At 47.1% G+C, this 20444-nt stretch carries 16 protein-coding genes; all 16 read left to right on the forward strand.

Going from position 1 to position 20444, the window contains the following annotated elements; genetic code table 11:
* Positions 1 to 14 precede the first annotated feature (14 nt).
* The 16 genes from QMA09_RS03990 to QMA09_RS04065 all read left to right on the forward strand — a co-directional run bounded on the left by QMA09_RS03990 (position 15) and on the right by QMA09_RS04065 (position 20410).
* Positions 15 to 1238, forward strand: a complete 1224-nt coding sequence (locus QMA09_RS03990) for a M16 family metallopeptidase (RefSeq protein ID WP_290212087.1) — start codon at positions 15 to 17, stop codon at positions 1236 to 1238.
* A gap of 791 nt (positions 1239 to 2029) precedes the next feature.
* Positions 2030 to 3040, forward strand: coding sequence for an aspartate-semialdehyde dehydrogenase (locus QMA09_RS03995; protein WP_483313542.1), 1011 nt, complete (start codon positions 2030 to 2032; stop codon positions 3038 to 3040).
* 137 nt (positions 3041 to 3177) lie between these two features.
* Positions 3178 to 4845 carry a ribonuclease J gene (locus QMA09_RS04000; protein ID WP_290212089.1) on the forward strand — a complete coding sequence of 556 codons (1668 nt, stop codon included), beginning with the start codon at positions 3178 to 3180 and terminating at the stop codon, positions 4843 to 4845.
* Positions 4846 to 4926: 81 nt separating this feature from the next.
* Positions 4927 to 7260 (forward strand): FtsK/SpoIIIE family DNA translocase, encoded by a 2334-nt coding sequence (locus QMA09_RS04005; protein ID WP_290212090.1) that lies wholly within the window; start codon positions 4927 to 4929, stop codon positions 7258 to 7260.
* A 175-nt stretch (positions 7261 to 7435) separates the two neighbouring features.
* On the forward strand, positions 7436 to 8164 hold the full coding sequence (locus QMA09_RS04010) for a GntR family transcriptional regulator (RefSeq protein WP_290212091.1): 729 nt from the start codon (positions 7436 to 7438) through the stop codon (positions 8162 to 8164).
* Positions 8165 to 8212: 48 nt separating this feature from the next.
* Complete coding sequence (locus tag QMA09_RS04015) at positions 8213 to 9286, forward strand: BMP family lipoprotein (protein WP_290212092.1); 1074 nt, start codon at positions 8213 to 8215, stop codon at positions 9284 to 9286.
* Between the two features lie 391 nt (positions 9287 to 9677).
* Positions 9678 to 11246 carry an ABC transporter ATP-binding protein gene (locus tag QMA09_RS04020; RefSeq protein WP_290212093.1) on the forward strand — a complete coding sequence of 523 codons (1569 nt, stop codon included), beginning with the start codon at positions 9678 to 9680 and terminating at the stop codon, positions 11244 to 11246.
* Entirely contained in the window at positions 11236 to 12282 is a 1047-nt protein-coding gene (locus QMA09_RS04025) for an ABC transporter permease (RefSeq protein WP_135505258.1), read from the forward strand. The genes QMA09_RS04020 and QMA09_RS04025 overlap by 11 nt, the downstream gene beginning before the upstream one ends.
* Position 12283: 1 nt before the next feature.
* The gene (locus QMA09_RS04030) at positions 12284 to 13243 is read left to right on the forward strand and encodes an ABC transporter permease (protein WP_290212094.1); all 960 of its coding nucleotides are present in this window, start codon (positions 12284 to 12286) and stop codon (positions 13241 to 13243) included.
* Positions 13244 to 13393: 150 nt separating this feature from the next.
* Positions 13394 to 14668, forward strand: a complete 1275-nt coding sequence (gene yfmF, locus QMA09_RS04035) for an EF-P 5-aminopentanol modification-associated protein YfmF (RefSeq protein WP_290212095.1) — start codon at positions 13394 to 13396, stop codon at positions 14666 to 14668.
* Positions 14661 to 15962, forward strand: a complete 1302-nt coding sequence (gene yfmH, locus QMA09_RS04040) for an EF-P 5-aminopentanol modification-associated protein YfmH (protein WP_290212096.1) — start codon at positions 14661 to 14663, stop codon at positions 15960 to 15962. The genes yfmF and yfmH overlap by 8 nt, the downstream gene beginning before the upstream one ends.
* The gene (gene ymfI, locus QMA09_RS04045; RefSeq protein ID WP_290212097.1) at positions 15959 to 16678 is read left to right on the forward strand and encodes an elongation factor P 5-aminopentanone reductase; all 720 of its coding nucleotides are present in this window, start codon (positions 15959 to 15961) and stop codon (positions 16676 to 16678) included. Before yfmH ends, ymfI begins: the two co-directional genes overlap by 4 nt.
* Positions 16679 to 16798: 120 nt before the next feature.
* On the forward strand, positions 16799 to 17596 hold the full coding sequence (locus QMA09_RS04050; protein ID WP_290212098.1) for a YmfK family protein: 798 nt from the start codon (positions 16799 to 16801) through the stop codon (positions 17594 to 17596).
* An 8-nt stretch (positions 17597 to 17604) separates the two neighbouring features.
* Positions 17605 to 18489, forward strand: coding sequence for a helix-turn-helix domain-containing protein (locus QMA09_RS04055; protein ID WP_290212099.1), 885 nt, complete (start codon positions 17605 to 17607; stop codon positions 18487 to 18489).
* A 48-nt stretch (positions 18490 to 18537) separates the two neighbouring features.
* Complete coding sequence (gene pgsA, locus QMA09_RS04060; RefSeq protein WP_290212100.1) at positions 18538 to 19116, forward strand: CDP-diacylglycerol--glycerol-3-phosphate 3-phosphatidyltransferase; 579 nt, start codon at positions 18538 to 18540, stop codon at positions 19114 to 19116.
* A gap of 40 nt (positions 19117 to 19156) precedes the next feature.
* Positions 19157 to 20410: a competence/damage-inducible protein A gene (locus QMA09_RS04065; RefSeq protein ID WP_290212101.1), complete on the forward strand. Its 1254-nt coding sequence runs from the start codon at positions 19157 to 19159 to the stop codon at positions 20408 to 20410.
* Positions 20411 to 20444 lie beyond the last annotated feature (34 nt).

Raw genomic sequence — 20444 nt, forward strand, 5'->3', positions numbered from 1 at the left:
GGAGGAATTTTTTCATGGTTACTATCCATACTTGCGGAAACGGCCTTCGCATTGTTTCCGAATCAATCCCGCATTTCCACTCCGTAGCAATCGGTGTGTTTGTCAAAGCCGGCTCACGCGATGAATCCCCTGAAGAAAACGGCATTACGCATTTTATTGAGCATATGCTCTTTAAAGGGACGGAAACGCGCTCAGCTAAAGACATCGCAAAAGAGTTTGATCGCATAGGCGGAGATATCAACGCTTATACTTCAAAAGAATATACATGCTATTATGCGAAAATCCTGGACCACCATGCAGAGCATGCGGTCTCGGTGCTTGCGGATATGTTCTTCAATTCCAAAATGGACGTGGTGGAAATTGAGAAAGAGCGGCAAGTCGTGCTCGAAGAAATCAGCATGACTGAAGACATGCCGGATGACGATGTCCAGGAACAATTATGGCGCGTCATGTACCCGCACCATTCGATGGGTGCGCCGATCCTCGGAACAGGCATAACGCTGAAAAGTTTTACGAAAGAAAAAATCCAGCATTTTATGGATCGCCATTACACACCGGATAACACCGTTATCTCGGTCGCAGGAAAAATCACGCCGGAATTGATCCGCTTGATCGAAAAGCTTTTCGGTTCGTTCCGCCGGCTGGAAACTGAAAAAAACTACCGTTTCCCGATTTTCACGCCAGGCCATTCGTTCAAAACGAAAGAAACCGAGCAAGGCCATCTGAGCTTGGGCTATCCCGGCTTGTCGATCACAGATAAAGATATTTTTAATTTTACGGTACTGAATAATATTGTCGGCGGCTCGATGTCGTCGCGCCTGTTTCAGGAAATACGGGAAGAACGCGGCCTTGCCTATTCCGTCTATTCCTACCATTCCGCATACTCTGACCACGGCACGCTTGCAATCTACGGCGGCACGTCAAACGAGCAAATGGATGCGCTGCAGGAAGTCATCATTACAGAGCTCCAGGAAATCCGCAAACACGGCCCGACAGCTGAAGAAGTAACGGATTCCAAAGAGCAGCTGAAAGGCAATGTGATGCTTGGGCTCGAAAGCACCAGCGCACGCATGAACCGCAACGGCAAAAATGAGCTGCTGTTGAGAAAACATCCGAGCTACGATGAAATCCTGGCCCGCATCGAAGCCGTCTCATCAGAGCGCGTCACTTCGCTGCTGGAAGTATTCGACGGAGATCCGGCCATCTCCATCATTCGCTCGAAGACAGACGAAGCTTAATCGAAAGCTGTCGATAAAAGCACACAAGCAAGGCGAATTCTGGATTTGCCTTGCTCGTTTTACAAAAGAACCTTCTTTTGAATTCAATGATAGATGGATGCATTTCGCTAATGGCGAAATGCATTTTTTCAATTAAAGGAGCTGTTAACAGAAGCGTACGGCTTTTCATATGGTGTTCTTGAACTTGGAACAAAGCGAGACGCTTTTCGGCTAGTGCCGGTTAAAAGCCGAATAAGTTATGTTTATAGCCGGCCAATGCGTATTGATTATCTGCCAACGCATGTTAACTTCGATTTAATACATGCTAAACCCGATTTAACACTGGTAAACGGAAAAGCCCACTTTATGAAACCACTTTAGACCATCAAGAAATGGGATACATTTCTATTTTTTCTATTCATCTATCAATAGAAATGTTTTGCTATCAAGAATCACCTTTGAATGAAGCGAAAGGCGGCGAACAAGTTGGGCAAAAGGATTTTGACCAACTTGTTTGCGACGAAGCAGCGAAGCAAGGCAGGAGCAACGATTTCGTAACGAAGAGACTGAAGCCAGTCAAGCGGAACGCGTCCGCCTGTCCCTGTCCCTGTCCCTGCAACGCTAGCTTCGGGACAAAAAGTACTTTGCAACGCTGCGCTAGCTTCGGGACATGAAAGTGCGCTGAAGCGAAATGAAAGGGCTATCATATTTGATGAGCAATATCCTATTCCTCTAGTGAAGTGAATTGTGGTACAATTACGCCAATAATCTTTGAAGGAGCGAGTTGTTTGAAAACATATAATGTAGCAATTATGGGTGCCACGGGTGCAGTTGGACAACAGATGAAAGAACAATTGGAAAAACGCGATTTTCCAGTGAATACAATAAAATTCCTGGCATCAAGCCGTTCTGCAGGACAGCAAATTGAATTTAAAGGCAATACCTATACAATCGAAGAAGCAAAACCGGAATCATTTGAAGGGATTGACATCGCATTGTTCAGCGCAGGCGGCAGCATCTCCGAGCAATTTGCGCCGGAAGCCGTCAAACGCGGGGCAGTCGTCATCGACAACACCAGCGCTTTCCGCATGGACGCCGAAGTGCCGCTCGTCGTGCCGGAAGTAAACCCGGAAGATATCGCGCAGCATAAAGGCATTATTGCGAATCCGAATTGCTCAACCATTCAAATGGTCTGCGCATTGCAGCCGCTCAAAGAGCAATACGGTTTGCGGAAAATCGTCGTCTCGACATACCAAGCCGTGTCGGGCGCTGGGATCGGGGCCATCAATGAACTTAAAAACCAGTCGGCTGATTTTGACAACGCGAAAGACGCCGAAGCAAAAATGCTGCCGGTGAAATCCGCCGAGCACCATTATCCGATTGCGTTCAATGCCATCCCGCAAATTGATAAGTTCACCGATAATGGCTACACTTACGAAGAAATGAAAATGATCAACGAAACGAAAAAAATCATGCACGATGACCGCTTAGCAGTTGCCGCAACATGTGTCCGCCTCCCCGTAGTCACAGGCCATTCCGAATCGGTTTATGTGGAACTTGAAGGGGCGCCAACTGTCGAAGAAGTGAAAAGAGCCATCGCAGACGCACCAGGTGTTGTGCTGATGGACGATCCCGCGAATCAGGTTTATCCGATGCCGCTGATGGCAGCCGGACTCGATGAAGTGTTTGTCGGCCGCATCCGCCAAGACCTTGACAACCCTCAGGGCTTCCACCTATGGGTCGTGTCTGATAATCTAGTCAAAGGTGCAGCGCTCAATTCAGTTCAAATCGCCGAGTCGATGATTGAACAAAACATCATTTAACGGCCCATTGGCCATAGCGTAATCATTCCGAACAAACCGGACAATGCTCCGGTTTGTTTTTTCTTTGGACTGTTACCTGGAATTCCCGTATAATAAAGTCTATGGATATGTACGGGTAAAATTTAGGAGGAAGTAAATTGAGTAAAATTAAAAATGAAGTAATTAGAGTCATCCCGCTTGGCGGGGTCAGTGAAATCGGTAAGGCCATGTACGTGATTGAAATTGATGAGGACCTGTTCGTAGTGGACAGCGGCCTGATGTTCCCGGAAGATGAAATGCTTGGAATCGATATCGTTATTCCGGACATGACGTTCCTTGAAGAAAACAAAGACCGCGTCAAAGGGATTTTCCTTACGCACGGCCATGAAGATGCAATCGGTTCGATTGCGTATTTAGTGAAAAAAATCCAGGCGCCTGTTTATGGATCGAAATTGACGATTGCGCTTGCCAAAGAGCATATCAAAGAACAGGGATCTTTAAAGCATGTGAAATTCTTTGAAGTGACAAACAAAAGCCGCATGAATTTCGATAAAACGCACGTAACATTTTTCCATACAACACATAGTATTCCAGACGCTTTGGGTATCGCCTTCCATACATCCGAAGGTGCGATTGTCCATACAGGCGAATTTAAATTCGACCAATCCGTAAGAGGCAGCTACCGTCCGGATATTTCGAAAATGGCGAAGTTGGGCGACGACGGCGTATTGTTCCTATTGTCCGATTCAACTGAAGCGGAACGCCCTGGTTATACAACTTCTGAAACAGTCGTTTACGATCATTTATATACTGCGTTTCTTGGAGCGGAAGGCCGGATTTTGGTTTCGTTGTATTCATCCAACTTTATCCGCATCCAGCAAGTTTTCGACCTTGCCCAAAAAACAGGCAAAAAAGTTGCGGTTGCAGGGAAAAGCCTGGAAAACAGCTACGAAGTCGGATTGCGCCTCGGCTATTTGACAGTCGCTGAAGATACAGTCATCTCTCTGAAAGATCTTGAGCAATACCGTGACGAAGAAGTGGTCATCATTGTAACAGGCAACCAGGGAGAGCCGCTTGAAGCGTTGGACAAAATGGTCCGCAAGCAGCATAAAGACGTTAAGATCAAAGACACGGATACCGTATTGATCACGTTCACTCCGTCACCGGGCATGGAAGTTCCAATGTTCCAGACGATGAACAAATTGGCGAAAGCCGGAGCGAAAGTGTTGACTTCCGATAAAAAAGTCCACGTTTCCGGGCACGGCAGCCAAGAAGATTTGAAAATGATGCTGAACATGATGAAACCGAAATATTTCATTCCGATCCAAGGTGAATACAAAATGCTGATTGCCCATTCGAAATTGGCGCAGCAAGTAGGCATTCAGAAGTCTGATATCTTTATCGCTGACAAAGGCGATATCGTTGAATACAAAGCGGGCAAAGTGCGCATGAGCGGCCGTGTCACTGCAGGCAATGTCTTGATTGACGGCATCGGCATCGGTGACGTGGGGAACATTGTCTTGCGCGACCGCAAGCTTTTGTCCCAAGACGGAATATTCATCGTCGTTGTGACCTTGAACCGCAAAGAGAAGAAAATTGCATCTGGCCCGGAAATGATCTCGCGTGGATTCGTCTACGTGCGTGAGTCTGAGCAGCTGATGGAAGAGTCCACTCAATTGGTCCGCAAAGTAGTAGACAAATATGTCGTTAAAGATGCTTTTGAATGGAATAACATCAAACAGGAAATTCGCGACACATTGAATTCTTATTTATTCCAGCAAACGAAACGCCGTCCGATGATCATTCCGATTATTATGGAGTACTAAGAGAGAGACAGGTGAAAGGATTTCCGGACCGATCTAATCGGAGGAAATCCTTTTTCAATTTTGAGGAAATGAGGGATCGTGATGCCACGGGCTCAGGTGAAAAGAAAAACAAAAACACCCGCTAAGAAAAAGCCGGTTTCGAAAAAGAAACAGCCAATGGCGATGATCTGGTATGAAGTCATCGGGCTATTGATGATCGGCATTGCCGTGTTGATGGCGTTCCAGCTCGGCATCATAGGCAAGATGCTGTTGAACACTGCTGAATTATTAACTGGGTATTTGGCTATTTTTGTGCCAATCGTGCTGGTGGCAATTGCCATCCACGTTATGGTGAAGCGCAGTTGGCCGAAACCGCGGCTGAAACTTTTAGCAAGCGGCTTGTTCGTATTGACCGGAATCCTGCTGATTTGCCATTTGATTTGGGCATCCGGTTCGATTTTGCCGATCACAACGAGCAATGTATTGTCCGAAACGATCAAATCGACGCAACTCACAGGTTCTGTTTGGCAAACCTATACTGCAAGCGGCGGCGGAATAATGGGCGCGTTATTGTATGCCATGTTCCATGTGTTATTCGACACAGCCGGCACGTGGATCATAGCGTTGATCTTACTATCGATCGGCGCAATCATCCTGACGGGCAAAACCGCAGCTCCATACCTGGCAGAAAAAGTGCCAAGCATGCGGCCGGTTCTCGATGGGGTCATGAACCGATTCAAGCAAGGCAAACCGAAGCGCATATCCTCGCCGCGACGCAAAGCACAGCTGGAACAGCCGTTCGAAGCCGATGAAGTGCTGGCTTATGATGAAATCGATGAAATTCCTGAAGTGAAAAGCTTTGATATGCAAACAGAAGAGCCCATCATTTCAGCGTTTACAGAAAATGTAAAACCAAGAAAACCTGAAACGCCTCCAGCAGTACAAGACGAAGCAGAGGCGACGCCAGAACTTGGCGATGTGAACTTGATGACGACTGCAGAAGAATTGGAAAACGAAGAATACCAGCTGCCGCCGATCGATTTATTGAATTTGCCGCCGCAAAGCGACCAAAGCGGCGAATACGCTGGCATCCAAAAAAATGCCAAAAAGCTCGAGAAAACGTTCCAAAGTTTCGGCGTCCGCGCAAAAGTGACGCAAGTCCATTTGGGCCCTGCCGTTACAAAATACGAAGTGCTTCCGGATACGGGCGTGAAAGTCAGCAAGATTGTCTCTTTGCACGATGATTTGGCACTGGCGCTGGCTGCACGGGATATCCGGATCGAGGCGCCAATTCCAGGGAAATCCGCCATCGGCATCGAGGTGCCGAACTCCGAAGTGGCGATCGTGTCGCTTCGCGAGGTACTGGAGTCGGAAGAAAACAATAAGCCTGATGCCAAGTTATTGTTTGGTTTAGGACGTGATGTCACCGGCCAAGCCGTGATGACCGAATTGAACAAAATGCCGCATTTGCTCGTTGCCGGTTCGACGGGAAGCGGGAAGTCGGTGTGCATCAACGGCATCATCACGAGCATCATCATGCGTGCGAAGCCGCATGAAGTGAAGATGATGATGATCGACCCGAAAATGGTCGAATTGAATGTCTATAACGGCATTCCACACTTGCTGGCACCTGTTGTCACCGATCCGCGGAAAGCGGCCCAGGCATTGAAGAAAATCGTTTCCGAGATGGAGCGGCGCTATGAGCTGTTTTCCCATACCGGAACGCGCAATATTGAAGGCTATAATGAATACGTCCGCATTTTCAATGAAGAAAATGAAGACAAACATCCGAAATTGCCATTCATCGTCGTCATCGTTGATGAGCTTGCTGATTTGATGATGGTCGCTTCGAACGAAGTGGAAGATGCCATCACGCGTTTGGCACAGATGGCCCGCGCCGCGGGAATCCATTTGATCATCGCGACGCAGCGTCCGAGTGTCAATGTCATCACAGGTGTCATCAAAGCGAATATCCCTTCCCGGATCGCATTTGCGGTATCGTCCGCAATCGATTCGCGGACCATTTTGGATATGGGCGGCGCTGAGAAATTGCTGGGCCGCGGCGATATGCTGTTCCTCGGTGCCGGCCAATCCAAACCGGTCCGGGTGCAAGGGGCGTTCCTGTCAGATTCCGAAGTTGAGAAAATCGTCGATTTCGCCATCGAACAGCAAAAAGCGCAGTATCAGGAAGATATGATACCGACCGAAGTCGATGAATCAGCGATTGACGAAGAAACAGATGAAATATACGACGAAGCCGTGCAATTGGTTTCCGAAATGCAGACAGCATCGGTATCGATGCTGCAAAGAAGGTTCCGCGTCGGCTATTCACGAGCGGCCCGCATCATAGACCAAATGGAGCAGCGCGGCGTTGTCGGCCCTTACGAAGGCAGCAAACCAAGGACTGTATTAGTGCCAAAGCAGGAAGATTATTAAATCTTCCTGCTTTTTTTTGTGACAAAATGATTAGAGTTTTTGAAATCTTTGAAATGAAAATCGCAAAATTCGACAAAAGACTATTTATTTCATTTTAAATTAATGTTATAGTAATTTTGATTAGTAGGAATGTTTTACATCAGATGTCTGATCTCTGTCATTGGTGGTGAATCGTATGACAATAAAATCGGATCATCGCGCTTTGTATCTTCAAGTTATTGACCGAATGAAGCAGGATATTGCTGCCGGATTGTACAAAGAGAAAGAGAAGCTGCCATCCGAATTTGAACTGGCCAAGACACTTGGAGTCAGCCGCGCCACTCTTAGAGAAGCGCTGCGGCTGCTGGAAGAAGACAATATCATCGTTAGGCGCCATGGAGTTGGCACTTTCGTCAATGCGAAACCGGTTTTTTCATCGGGCATCGAACAATTGACGAGTGTTTCCGACATGATCCGCCAAGCAGGCATGGAGCCTGGTGCTATTTACTTAAGTACCCACGAGGCTCCTTGTTCTGAAGAGGATATAAAACGCTTTCATTGCGAAGACGATGACTCAATTATTACTATTGAACGCGTCCGAACGGCAAACGGGGAACCCGTCGTTTATTGTATCGACAAAGTTCCTTCACGGTATTTGCCTGGAGATTTTCTCGGACGCACAGAAAGTTCCATCTTCTCAGCAATTGAGGAGTCCGGTGACATCCATATTGCGTATGCCGTCACGTTCATCGATCCAATCGGCTATCATGACCAGGCTTCACCGATATTGGAATGCGACCCGGAAACAGCATTACTCGAGTTAAAACAGTTCCACTATGATGAGGACGATCGTGTGGTGCTTTATTCAAAGAACTACTTCAGAGCTGATAAATTCAGTTTCCATGTAGTTCGCAAACGTGTGTAAAACGGCAAATTCCTGCTATTATCAAAAATTACCTTGGGGGTTATCACATTGATTAAACGTAAATTTGCTCTAGGCCTTTCAGTTATGCTTGCAGCGAGCACAATGCTTGCGGCATGCGGCAGCGAAGAAGAAACATCTGGCGGTTCTGGCGGCGGAGAAGGCGCTGAAGAAACAAGCGACTTTTCTGTTGCTATGGTAACTGATGTCGGGGGCGTAGATGATAAATCATTTAACCAATCGGCTTGGGAAGGTTTGCAGAAGTTCGGTGAAGAAAACGGCCTTAAAAAGGGCGATGGCGGCATCGACTACCTTCAGTCAGGGTCTGACGCTGATTACAACACCAACTTGAACAACTTGATCCGCCGCGACTTTGATGTCGTTTTCGGAATTGGTTTCTTGATGGAAGGCGCGGTTAAAGAAATTGCTGCTCAGCAGCCTGATGCTCAAATCGGTATCATCGATGCGGTTGTTGATGCTCCAAACGTTGCCAGCGTCTTGTTCAAAGAGCAAGAAGGCGCATACCTTGCAGGTGTTGCTGCTGCTTTGATGACGGAAACGAAAAAAATCGGTTTTGTCGGCGGCATGGACATTCCTGTAATCGAACGCTTTGAAGCTGGATTCAAAGAAGGCGTTAAAGCTGTAGACGAATCAATCGTTGTTGATGCTCAGTACACAGGTGCTTTTGATAAAGCGGAATTGGGTAAATCCACTGCTGCTCTTATGTATGATTCTGGTGCGGATATCGTATTCCACGCAGCTGGCGGAACAGGAAACGGTGTATTCACTGAAGCCAAGGAACGCAAAGAAGCTAACCCGGATGAAAATGTATGGGTTATCGGCGTAGATGCTGACCAATACGATGAAGGACAAGTTGGCGATGCGAACGTAACATTGACTTCAGTTCTTAAACGAGTTGACCAAGCAGTTCTTGATATCTCTAACAAAGCTAAAGAAGGAAACTTCCCAGGCGGCGAAACAACTACTTACGGTTTAGCTGACGATGGCGTTGGCCTTGCGGATTCACGCGGCGCGATTCCTGACGATGTAATGGCTAAAATCGATGAGTACAAAGAGAAAATCGCTAGCGGCGAAGTAACAGTACCAGAAACTTTGTCTGAATAAGTTCTTTTGATACGGTCATCATAAAGACCGGTTTAACCGGTCTTTATGATTTTTTTTGCTCAAAAATGGATTGATAGATGAAAGGTTTTTAAATGAAAACTCGCTGAACGCGCATAAATTTTGCTGAGCGCACGTAAAACTTTCTGAACGCGCATAAATTTCGCCAGGCGCGCATAAAATTTTCTGAACGCGCATAAAACTCGCTGAACGCGCATAAATTCTGCAAAACACCTGTAAAGGCACTGCCTCGAGAATTAAGGCATAATCTTTGCGCTGTCCAAAGCGATTAACCTATACAACACGCCAATAGAAACCTTTCATGTGTCAATTTCTATAAGATGCAACGGTAATTCTAAAAAATAAGTCACCAGTTTTCGGGGGAGTGAGAACAATGGAATATGTTATTGAAATGCTTAATATACGAAAAGAATTCGGAACATTTGTCGCCAATGATGATATTACGCTTCAATTGAAAAAGGGCGAAATTCATGCATTATTAGGTGAAAATGGAGCGGGGAAATCGACATTGATGAACGTGCTTTTCGGCTTGTACCAGCCAGAAGGCGGGGAAATTCGTGTGCGCGGCAAAAAGGTTGATATCTCAAACCCGAACATCGCCAATGATCTCGGTATCGGAATGGTCCATCAGCATTTTATGCTCGTTGAGAACTTCACCGTTACGGAAAACATCATTTTGGGCAACGAACCGACGAAATTCGGCGTCACCAATAAAAAAGATGCAGCGAAGCGCGTGCAGGAAGTTTCTGAACAATATGGCCTGAATGTGGATCCGCATGCATTGATCGAAGATATCTCCGTTGGCATGCAGCAGCGAGTGGAAATCCTGAAAACGCTTTATCGCGGAGCGGAAATCCTCATATTCGATGAACCGACCGCGTCGCTGACACCGCAAGAAATCGTCGAATTGATTCAAATCATGAAACGTTTGATTGCTGAAGGAAAATCAATCATTTTGATCACCCATAAATTGAAAGAAATCATGGATGTATCCGATCGTGTAACGGTCATCCGCAAAGGACAAGGCATCGGCACCGTCATCACAGCGGAAACCAATCCGGCTGACCTTGCATCGTTGATGGTCGGACGCCAAGTGGAATTCAAGACAGTTAAAGGGGCAGCTAATCCAACTGAGGATGCGCTTTCGATAAAAGATTTGGTAGTGGAAGATTACCGCGGCGTTGAGAAAGTGAAACGCTTGAATCTGACAGTCCGCAAAGGCGAAATTGTCGGAATTGCGGGAATCGACGGAAACGGACAAAGTGAATTGATCGAAGCGATCACCGGATTGCGCAAAGTTAAAAGCGGCACCATTTCGCTGCACGATAAAGACATTACGGGCTTGAAACCGCGCAAAGTGACGGAAGCCGGTATCGGCCACATTCCGCAGGATCGCCACAAACATGGCTTGGTACTGGATTTCCCGATTGGCCACAATATTTCGCTGCAGACGTATTACAAATCGCCGATTTCCAAAGGCGGCATCATCGACTACAAGAAAATCGATGAGAAAGCATTGCAAATCATCAAGGATTTCGATGTTCGTACGCAAGGGCCGCACACACCAGCGCGCGCTTTATCCGGCGGTAATCAGCAAAAAGCGATTATCGGCCGTGAAGTAGATCGTGATCCTGACTTGCTGATTGCAGCATTGCCGACTCGAGGGCTTGATGTTGGTGCGATTGAATTTATCCACAGCCGCTTGATTGAACAACGTGACAACGGCAAAGCTGTTCTGCTTATTTCATTCGAACTTGATGAGGTCATGAACGTATCGGACCGCATTGCTGTTATCCATGATGGCGAAATCGTGGATGTCGTAGTTCCGGAAGAAACGACGGAACAAGAGCTTGGGCTGCTGATGGCAGGACACTCTGTCAAAGCACAAGGCGATGGCAATAATGATTCAAAGAAAGAAGGTGAGGATCAGCATGTCAATTAGAGCTACGAATCTTCTGGTCCCCGTCATATCTGTTATTTTAGGTTTATTGGTCGGTGCAATCGTTATGCTCGTATCGGGCTATGACCCGATTGTCGGCTACACCGCTTTATGGAACGGTATTTTTGGAGACCTTTATACAATTGGTGAAACGATCCGTCAGATTACACCTTATATTTTGGCAGGTCTTGCAGTCGCATTTGCATTCCGCTCGGGACTGTTCAATATCGGTGTCGAAGGGCAATTGATCGTCGGCTGGTTTGCCGCTGCATATGTAGGGGTAGCTGTTGAATTGCCGAAAATCATCCATTTGCCATTGGCGATTTTGGCTGCAGCTGCAGCTGGAGCTCTATGGGGCTTTGTGCCAGGGCTATTGAAAGCGAAGTTCCATGTACACGAAGTAATCGTCACGATTATGATGAACTATATCGCGCTGCACACGACAAACGCTTTGATCAAGACCGTTTCTGACGGCGGCGACAGAACTGAGTCGATTTTCTTGAGTGCATCGCTGCGCTCGGAATTTTTCCAGAACCTGACAGACTTTTCACGCCTCCATTACGGCATTTTGATTGCGCTGGCGATGGTTGCGGTCATGTGGTTCATTCTAGAGAAAACAACTTTGGGCTTCGAATTGAAAGCGGTCGGTTTCAACCACAACGCTTCCGAATACGCAGGCATGAACGTCAATAAAAACGTCATCCTCGCAATGGTCATTTCCGGTGCGTTTGCCGGTCTTGCTGGTTCGATGGAAGCACTTGGAACGTTCGAATATGTTTCTTCCAAAGGCGGCTTCACCGGCATCGGGTTTGACGGCATCGCCGTTGCCTTGCTGGGCATGAACACACCGCTTGGCGTCATCTTCGGCGCGACATTATTCGGTTCATTGAAATACGGAGCTTTGAACATGCCGAATGCTGCCGGAATTCCATTGGAAATCGTGGAAATTGTCATCGCGGTTATTATTTTCTTCGTAGCATCAGGTTATATCATCCGCCTATTCCTGCTGCGCGCGGCTAAAAAGAAGGAGGCGAAGTAATATGAGTTTCTTGGAAGTTTTGTATTTCATCGTTCCTTCAGCCATATTTTACGCGGCACCATTAATTTTGACAGCTATCGGCGGCGTATTCTCCGAACGTTCAGGTGTTGTAAATATCGGTCTTGAAGGTTTGATGGTCATCGGTGCTTTCGTCGGAATTTTGTTCAACTTGCTGTTTGCTGATCAGTTCGGCAACGCAACTCCTTGGCTGGCGCTTATTGCAGCGATGGTCGCTGCCTTATTGCTGTCGCTCGTCCACGCAGTGGCGTCGATCTCATTCCGTGCGGACCAAGTCGTTTCAGGGGTGGCGATAAACTTGCTTGCCATTGCCTTATCCCTTTACTTAGTTAAGAAAATCTTCGATAAAGGGCAAACGGACTTCATCACGGAACGCTTCCCGCGTTACGATGTACCGTTCCTTTCCGATATTCCGGTTCTCGGGCCGATGTTGTTTTCAAAAATGTACAACACGTCGATCCTTGCGCTCGTGGTTGCTATCGTGGCTTGGTTCGTCATTTATAAGACGCCATTCGGCTTGCGCTTACGCTCTGTAGGTGAACATCCAATGGCTGCTGATACAATGGGCATCAACGTTGCTAGAATGCGTTATATCGCTGTAATGATTTCCGGAGCACTTGCAGGCATCGGCGGTGCAATTTATGCACAGACAATTTCCGGCGACTTCGGACATGCAACGATCAATGGGCAGGGCTTTATGGCTTTGGCGGCAATGATTTTCGGGAAATGGCATCCGCTGGGCGCCATGGGAGCGGCATTATTCTTCGGCCTCGCGCAATCGCTGAGTATCGTCGGACCGTCCATCCCGTACATCAAAGACATTCCAAGCGTGTTCTTGCTGATCCTTCCATACGTATTGACGATTCTTGCGTTGGCTGGCTTTATCGGCCGCGCGAATGCACCAAAAGCAAACGGTGTGCCTTACATCAAAGGCCAACGCTAAGCTGAATAAAATTTTCTCTATCGAAGGCATGCCCGGTTCACTGGGCATGCCTTTTTCATTTTTGTGGAAAAGCGCTACAGTCTCTAGAGCTTTTCTTTAGGTACGAGGTTCGGTATAGTTAAACTATGATGAGAGAGAGGGGAAATACATATGTTTGAAACAGTCAATATCGCTAAAGGCGTCAAGGTCCACGTACATGAAACGACGCAATTCAAAACCATAAATTTCTCGCTGAAGTTCAAAGATAAACTGACAAAGGAAAAAGCTTCTGCGAGGACGATTTTGGCGAATGTGCTCCAGCACAGCAACGAAGTCTATCCATCGCATACAGCATTGCGCATGGTGCTTGATGATTTATACGGCACTTCGCTATACATAGATTCTTCGAAACGGGGCAACGAACATATCGTCACCTTGAATGTCGAGACCGTCAACGATGAATATTTGTCGGAAGAAGGCGTACTCGAAAAAGTGATGAACTTGATGTACATCGTTTTATTCAAACCGAACTTCGAGCACGGCTTGTTCAAGGAATCAATTTTCAAACGTGAGCAGGAAGCGATTAAACACCGCATCGAATCGATTTTCGATGACAAGACCCGTTATGCACAGCAGCGCCTGATGGAATTGGCTTTGCCTGATCATCCGGCGTCGATCCAGCCGAACGGCACGATTGAAGAAGTCGCTAACGTGACGAGCGAGAAGCTCGTCGAAGAATACGAGGAAATGATCAAGAACAATGAAGTTGAGATTTATGCGGTTGGCGACATCAAAGCCGATGTGATTGCCGGGCATTTCAAGGAATTCTTCCATTTTGGAGACCGTGAGCAAGCGATCAAAGCTCCTTCTACCGAATTGACAAAACCAGAGCAGAAGCGTGTCGTCGAATTCGAAGACATGAAGCAAGGCAAGCTGCATATGGCTTTTTACTCGCCAATCACGTTCCGCGATGAGAAATTCCCAGTCATGCAATTGCTGAACGGCGTCTTCGGGGGCTATGCGCATTCAAAACTATTCGTCAATATCCGTGAAAAAGAAAGCATGGCGTATTACGTGTCGAGTTCGTATGCTTCCCAATTCGGCTTGATGTTCGTGTTGGCGGGTATAGACGCGAAGCTCGAAGAAAAAGCGGTCAAGCTTGTACTTGAACAATTAGAAGAAGTGAAAAAAGGCAATATCACGGATGTGGAACTCGGCCAGACAAAAGCATTGCTGACCAACCAATTGCGGGAAGCGCTTGATAATGCGCGCGGGCAAATCGACATTTACGATCAATACATGGAACTGACGGAAGCTTTCGAACCTGATTACCTGATCAGCAGATGGAACTCCATTACAAAAGAAGATATCGCAGCGGCTGCTAATGAGCTGTCTCTCGAAATGACATATTTCCTATCAGGCAAGGAGGATGATTCTGTTGAATAAAGTCGAATTCAAACAATTAGACGAAACCTTATACCATGAAAAATTAGACAACGGGCTTGAAGTCTATATTCTGCCGAAAAAAGGGTTTTCCAAAACCTTTGCAACTTTTACAACAAAATACGGTTCAATCGACAATAATTTTGTGCCATTTGGAGAAAAAGAAGCGATAAAGGTTCCTGATGGCATCGCCCATTTCCTGGAGCATAAAATGTTCGAGAAAGAGGATGGCGACGTCTTCCAGCAGTTCAGCAAGCAAGGCGCTTCTGCGAATGCTTTCACTTCATTTACACGGACCGCTTATCTGTTTTCAGCAACGGACAAGATTGATGAAAACGTGGAAACACTGCTTGATTTTGTGCAGAGCCCTTATTTCACGGAAAGCACAGTTGAGAAGGAAAAAGGCATCATTGCACAGGAAATTACGATGTATGACGATCAGCCCGATTGGCGGCTGTATTTCGGCGTCATAGAAAACATGTACAAGAACCACCCGGTGAAAATCGATATCGCCGGCACGGTCGAATCGATCCAGGACATCACAGCTGAGCATCTGTACACATGCTATAACACGTTCTACCATCCATCGAACATGGTGCTGTTCATAGTAGGAGCGGTCGAACCGGAAAGCATGATCAGCTTCATTAAAGAGAATCAAGATGGCAAAACGTTTGAAGAGCCGCAGGACATCAAACGGGTTTATCCAGAAGAGCCAGCAGAAGTTGCGATCAAGGAACGGACGCTGGAGATGAGTGTGCAAAAACCGAAAGTGTTCATCGGCGTTAAACCAGAGCTTTTGAATCTGTCCGGAGAAGACATGATGAAACATGAATTGTCAGCCCAATTGGCTTATGAATTGCTGTTTGGCCGCACTTCCGATTTTTATCATAATGCTTACGAAAACGGTTGGATCGACGAATCTTATTCGTTCGATTATTCACTTGAAAACGGCTTCGGCTATGCATTGATTGGTTCAGATACGTCTGTTCCCGAGAAATTGATACAGGAAATCAACGACACACTGGACCGGGCAATCGAGAAATGGCCATTTGGCCAAGCGGATTTGGACCGGGTGCGCCGCAAGAAAATCGGCTTTTTCCTAAGAGCGTTGAATTCACCGGAATACATCGCCAATCAGTTCACCCGCTATGCATTCAACAACATGAACTTGTTTGACGTTGTGCCAGCACTGGAAAAAATCGAAGTTCCTGATTTGCAGGAAGCTTTTGCGTCGGTCAGCCAGGAAAGCCAGCGTTCATCGTTCACAATCATGCCGCCTAAAAAGGACGAACAGTGAAACGGTTTGCGGTCATTATGGGCGCTTCAGGCGAGATAGGGGAGTCTATTGCAGAAGAGCTGGCGCAGGATGGCTGGTCGCTGTATCTCCACTATAATTCGACACCTGTCAGCCGATTGGCGGAGCGGCTTGAGAAAAAATTCGCGTTTCAGGAGTTTATTCCGGTGCAGGCCGATTTTGCGGATGCCAATGGCGGTGATGTGTTGGCATCGAATATTTTCGATGCATCGTGCATTATCGTAGCCAGCGGCCATGCCTTGATGAAAATGCTGCTGGATACAGATGAGCAGGAAATGGATGAGCTGTGGCGGGTGCATGTGAAAAACCCTGTCACTGCCATCAAATTGATTTCCCCCTATTTTCACCGCCACCCTAAAAATTATGTCGTGTTCGTCTCTTCGGTTTGGGGCCAGACCGGGGCAGCGATGGAGACGATGTATTCGTCAGTAAAAGGCGCACAATTGTCTTTTGTCAAAGCTTACGCGAAAGAAATGGCACCGACTGGCACTCGCGTCAATGCAGTGGCACCAGGATTTATTCAGACGAAAATGAACAAAGAATTCTTGGAAGAGGAATTGGCGGCAATCGAGGAGGACATTCCCCTCGGGCTTGGCAATCCGCAGGATGTCGCTGATGCTGTGGCCTTTTTGGTTGGCGGCAAAGCCGACTATATAACAGGGCAGACGCTGAATGTAAATGGCGGATGGCATATGTAGAAAAAGAAGGAAAGGTTTTCCTTCTTTTTTTATTACCTCTTTTCTTGAGACCGTAAATCCGCTATCATAAGAGGTAGGAACTTTTAAGGGCAAACACTGTATTGAAAGGTCGGATGATGTGTGAAAGAATGGTATTTTGAATACGAAATTCAAGTCAATCGTCCGGGTCTGTTAGGAGATATAGCTTCACTTCTAGGTATGTTGAGGGTAAATATTGTCACCATCAATGGCGTCGACCAAGGCCGCCGCGGAATGCTTCTGCGGGCGGAGCACGATGTCCAATTGGAGCGGTTCGAGCAGATTGTTTCCACTATTGAAACAATTTCGGTCAAAAAATACCGGGAACCGAAGCTTCGTGATATTCTGGCCGTACGCCACGGACGATATATCCAGCGCGATGCGGATGACCGGAAAACGTTCCGTTTTGTCCGTGATGAACTGGGGCTGCTTGTTGACTTCATGGCTGAGATTTTCAAGCAGGAAGGCCATAAACTGGTCGGCCTCCGCGGCATGCCGCGGGTCGGCAAGACGGAATCCATTGTCGCTGCCAGCGTCAGCGCCAACAAAAAATGGATTTTCCTGTCGTCGACCATGATCAAGCAGACAGTACGCAACCAATTGATGGGCGATGAACATAACGCAAACAACATCTTCATATTGGATGGCATCGTCACCCGCCGTTCAGGAGATGAGCGCCATATGCAATTGGTGAGGGAAATGATGCGGATGCCGACGATAAAAGTAGTCGAACACCCCGATATGTTTGTCCAGCAATCTGAATACAACATAGAAGATTTCGATTATATAATCGAATTGCGCCATCATCCAGACGAGAAGATTACGTATGAAGTACTAGAAAAAAACAACTTCATGGACGACCGGAACCAAGCGGATCTGTTCGACGGTTTCAACTTTTAAGTAGGCAGGTGAGTATATTGAGTGAATTAGGCAATCGTTTAAAAGAAGCGAGAATCGCTAAAGGTTATAGTTTGGAAGATTTGCAGGACGTAACAAAAATCCAGAAACGCTATTTAGCAGGCATTGAAGAAGGCAACCATAGCATGATGCCCGGGCCCTTTTATGCCCGTGCGTTCATCAAGCAATATGCGGAAGCAGTCGGCCTCGATGCCAATGATTTGCTGGAGCAGCATAAAGGGGAAATTCCAGCCCCGGCAAAAGAAGAAGTAAGAACAACAATGGTGCCGCCGACTCCATCGCGCCGCCAGACATTCGCGAAAAACTCTTCGCGCAGCAGCGGTATGGGTGAGATGATGCCAAAAGTTATTGTGGCCTTATTTATAGTAGTTATTATTGGCGTGGCTTGGGTATTCTACCAATCTCTCGGCACCAACGACACTGCAGAAGAGGTTCCTGAAGAAACAGGGGTTCCTTACGAAGAGCCTGCGGATAAAGATGCCGCACCGGCAGAAGAAGAAAAAGCTGCAGAGGAAGAACCCGCTGAAGAAGCTCCAGCGGAACCTGCAGAACCGAAAGCGAGCATAAAAGTTGAGGGAACAGAAGGCGAAACGACAACATACGCATTCAGCGGCCCTGATAAAAGGGAAATGATCGTTAAGGCGAATGGGGCATCATGGGTAGCCGCGACTGATCAAGATCAGAAGGCGATATTCCCTGCTGTTACCATGCAGCCGGATGATTCTGAGACGGTTGATGTTACCAATTTGAAGCAAATCCGCCTTCGTCTTGGAGCTGCACCGAATATGTCGATCTCCATCAACGGCCAACCGGTGAAAATTTCTGAAAAACCAATTACACAAAACATTGTTATTCAATTCTCAGCCGCGGAATAGCCATCTTTTGATGGCTTTTTTTCTTGAAAAACGAAAGGAGAATCATTTATGAACATTCCAAACCGCATCACCATTTCCCGGATCCTCCTGATTCCCGTATTCATGGTCCTTATGCTTGTCGATTTCAACTGGGGGGAAATAACTTTGTTCGGCGCTACAATGCCAGTGAGCCACTTTACCGGAGCGCTTGTATTCATCTTCGCATCATTGACGGATTGGGTGGACGGCTATTATGCCCGGAAGTACAATCTCGTTACGACATTCGGTAAATTTCTGGATCCGTTAGCGGATAAGTTGCTGGTTTCGGCAGCTTTGATCATCTTAGTGGAGCTTGGATTTGCTGCTTCATGGATCGTCATCATCATCATCAGCCGAGAATTCGCAGTTACTGGCTTGCGCCTCGTTCTTGCGGGCGAAGGGGAAGTCGTTGCAGCCGGGGGCTTAGGGAAAATCAAAACCACTGCCCAAATCTTGGCGATTTCTTCGCTTCTGCTTTATAATACGATTTTTACATTAGTGAATATTCCGTTTGGCGACATCATGCTATACATCGCATTGATCTTTACGGTGTGGTCCGGCTGGGATTATTTCTATGCCAACCGCAAAGCACTGATGGTTTCCAAATAAATTCAGCAAGATGGAATGACAGCGAAAGGGAGTGCATTACATGAACGCAGAAATCATTGCGGTAGGCAGCGAATTATTGCTTGGGCAAATTACCAATTCCAATGCCCGTTTTATTTCAAGCAACCTTGCGGAACTCGGGATCAATGTTTATTACCACACAGTGGTCGGCGATAATCCCGACCGGCTTAAAAGCGTCATTGAAATTGCCGAACAACGAGCCGATCTGATTATTTTCACAGGCGGGCTTGGACCGACGAAAGACGATTTGACGAAAAGCACAATTGCGGAACATCTGAATACAAGTTTGGAAATGGACCAGGTCGCGCTGGATTCCATTGTCGCTTATTTCGAACGCGCTGGACGCACGATGACTTATAACAATAACAAACAGGCATTGGTGCTGAAAGACAGCGAAGTGCTGGAAAATCACCATGGCATGGCACCCGGTATGCTTTACAAATCAGGCGAACATGTCTATATCCTGCTTCCTGGCCCGCCGAAAGAAATGGAGCCGATGTTCCAATTCGAGGCGAAGCCGAAACTGGCCCGCATGCTGAACAAAGAAGATGTCATTTTATCGCATGTCCTGCGCTTTTATGGCATCGGAGAAGCGGAACTCGAAGACCGGATACAGGATTTGCTTGAAAAGCAAACCAATCCAACCATCGCACCGCTTGCTTCGGATTCTGAAGTGACTTTGCGCATTACAGCGAAGACCGGAACAGAAGAACAGGCATGGGAATTGATCAACGGGGCTAAGAAAGAAATTCTGGAGATTGTCGGAGATTACCTTTATGGCTACGACGATGACTCGCTAGCTTCGAAGACGGTTGAGCTGTTGAGAGAACAGCATAAGACCATCTCGGCTGCAGAAAGCTTAACGGCCGGCTTGTTCCAAGCGGAGCTCGCGGCCATTCCAGGCGTCAGCAAAGCATTGAAAGGCGGAGTCATCGCTTATAATGAAGAAATGAAAATCAAGCAGCTCGGAATATCCGCTGATTTGCTTGCGCAATACGGTGTAGTCAGCGAAGAAACAGCAATCGCCATGGCGGAGGCCGTACGCTCGAAATTCGGAACAGACATCAGTGTCTCGTTAACGGGTGCTGCAGGTCCGGATGCGCACGGTGAGCAGCCGGCAGGGACAGTTTGGATCGGCATAGCTGATGAAAACGGAGCAAAGGCTTATCGCCTCCAGCTTTCTGGCATGCGCAATTCAAACAGGCTCAGAGCCGTCAAATTGGCTTTGTACTATGTTATACGAACACTGGCCGCAGGAGACGCACGCAAAATTTAATTTTGCGTGCGTTTTTCCTTTCAAACGCATTTTT

The organism is Planococcus sp. APC 3906 (assembly GCF_030407685.1).
GTDB lineage: Bacteria > Bacillota > Bacilli > Bacillales_A > Planococcaceae > Planococcus > Planococcus koreensis.

Bases quoted from the DNA above. Each gene is read 5' to 3' on its own strand.
- QMA09_RS03990 (WP_290212087.1), top strand. From the start codon at position 15: ATGGTTACTATCCATACTTGCGGAAACGGCCTTCGCATTGTTTCCGAA.
- QMA09_RS03995 (WP_483313542.1), top strand. From the start codon at position 2,030: ATGGGTGCCACGGGTGCAGTTGGACAACAGATGAAAGAACAATTGGAA.
- QMA09_RS04005 (WP_290212090.1), top strand. From the start codon at position 4,927: ATGCCACGGGCTCAGGTGAAAAGAAAAACAAAAACACCCGCTAAGAAA.
- QMA09_RS04010 (WP_290212091.1), top strand. From the start codon at position 7,436: ATGACAATAAAATCGGATCATCGCGCTTTGTATCTTCAAGTTATTGAC.
- QMA09_RS04020 (WP_290212093.1), top strand. From the start codon at position 9,678: ATGGAATATGTTATTGAAATGCTTAATATACGAAAAGAATTCGGAACA.
- QMA09_RS04025 (WP_135505258.1), top strand. From the start codon at position 11,236: ATGTCAATTAGAGCTACGAATCTTCTGGTCCCCGTCATATCTGTTATT.
- QMA09_RS04030 (WP_290212094.1), top strand. From the start codon at position 12,284: ATGAGTTTCTTGGAAGTTTTGTATTTCATCGTTCCTTCAGCCATATTT.
- yfmF (WP_290212095.1), top strand. From the start codon at position 13,394: ATGTTTGAAACAGTCAATATCGCTAAAGGCGTCAAGGTCCACGTACAT.
- pgsA (WP_290212100.1), top strand. From the start codon at position 18,538: ATGAACATTCCAAACCGCATCACCATTTCCCGGATCCTCCTGATTCCC.
- QMA09_RS04065 (WP_290212101.1), top strand. From the start codon at position 19,157: ATGAACGCAGAAATCATTGCGGTAGGCAGCGAATTATTGCTTGGGCAA.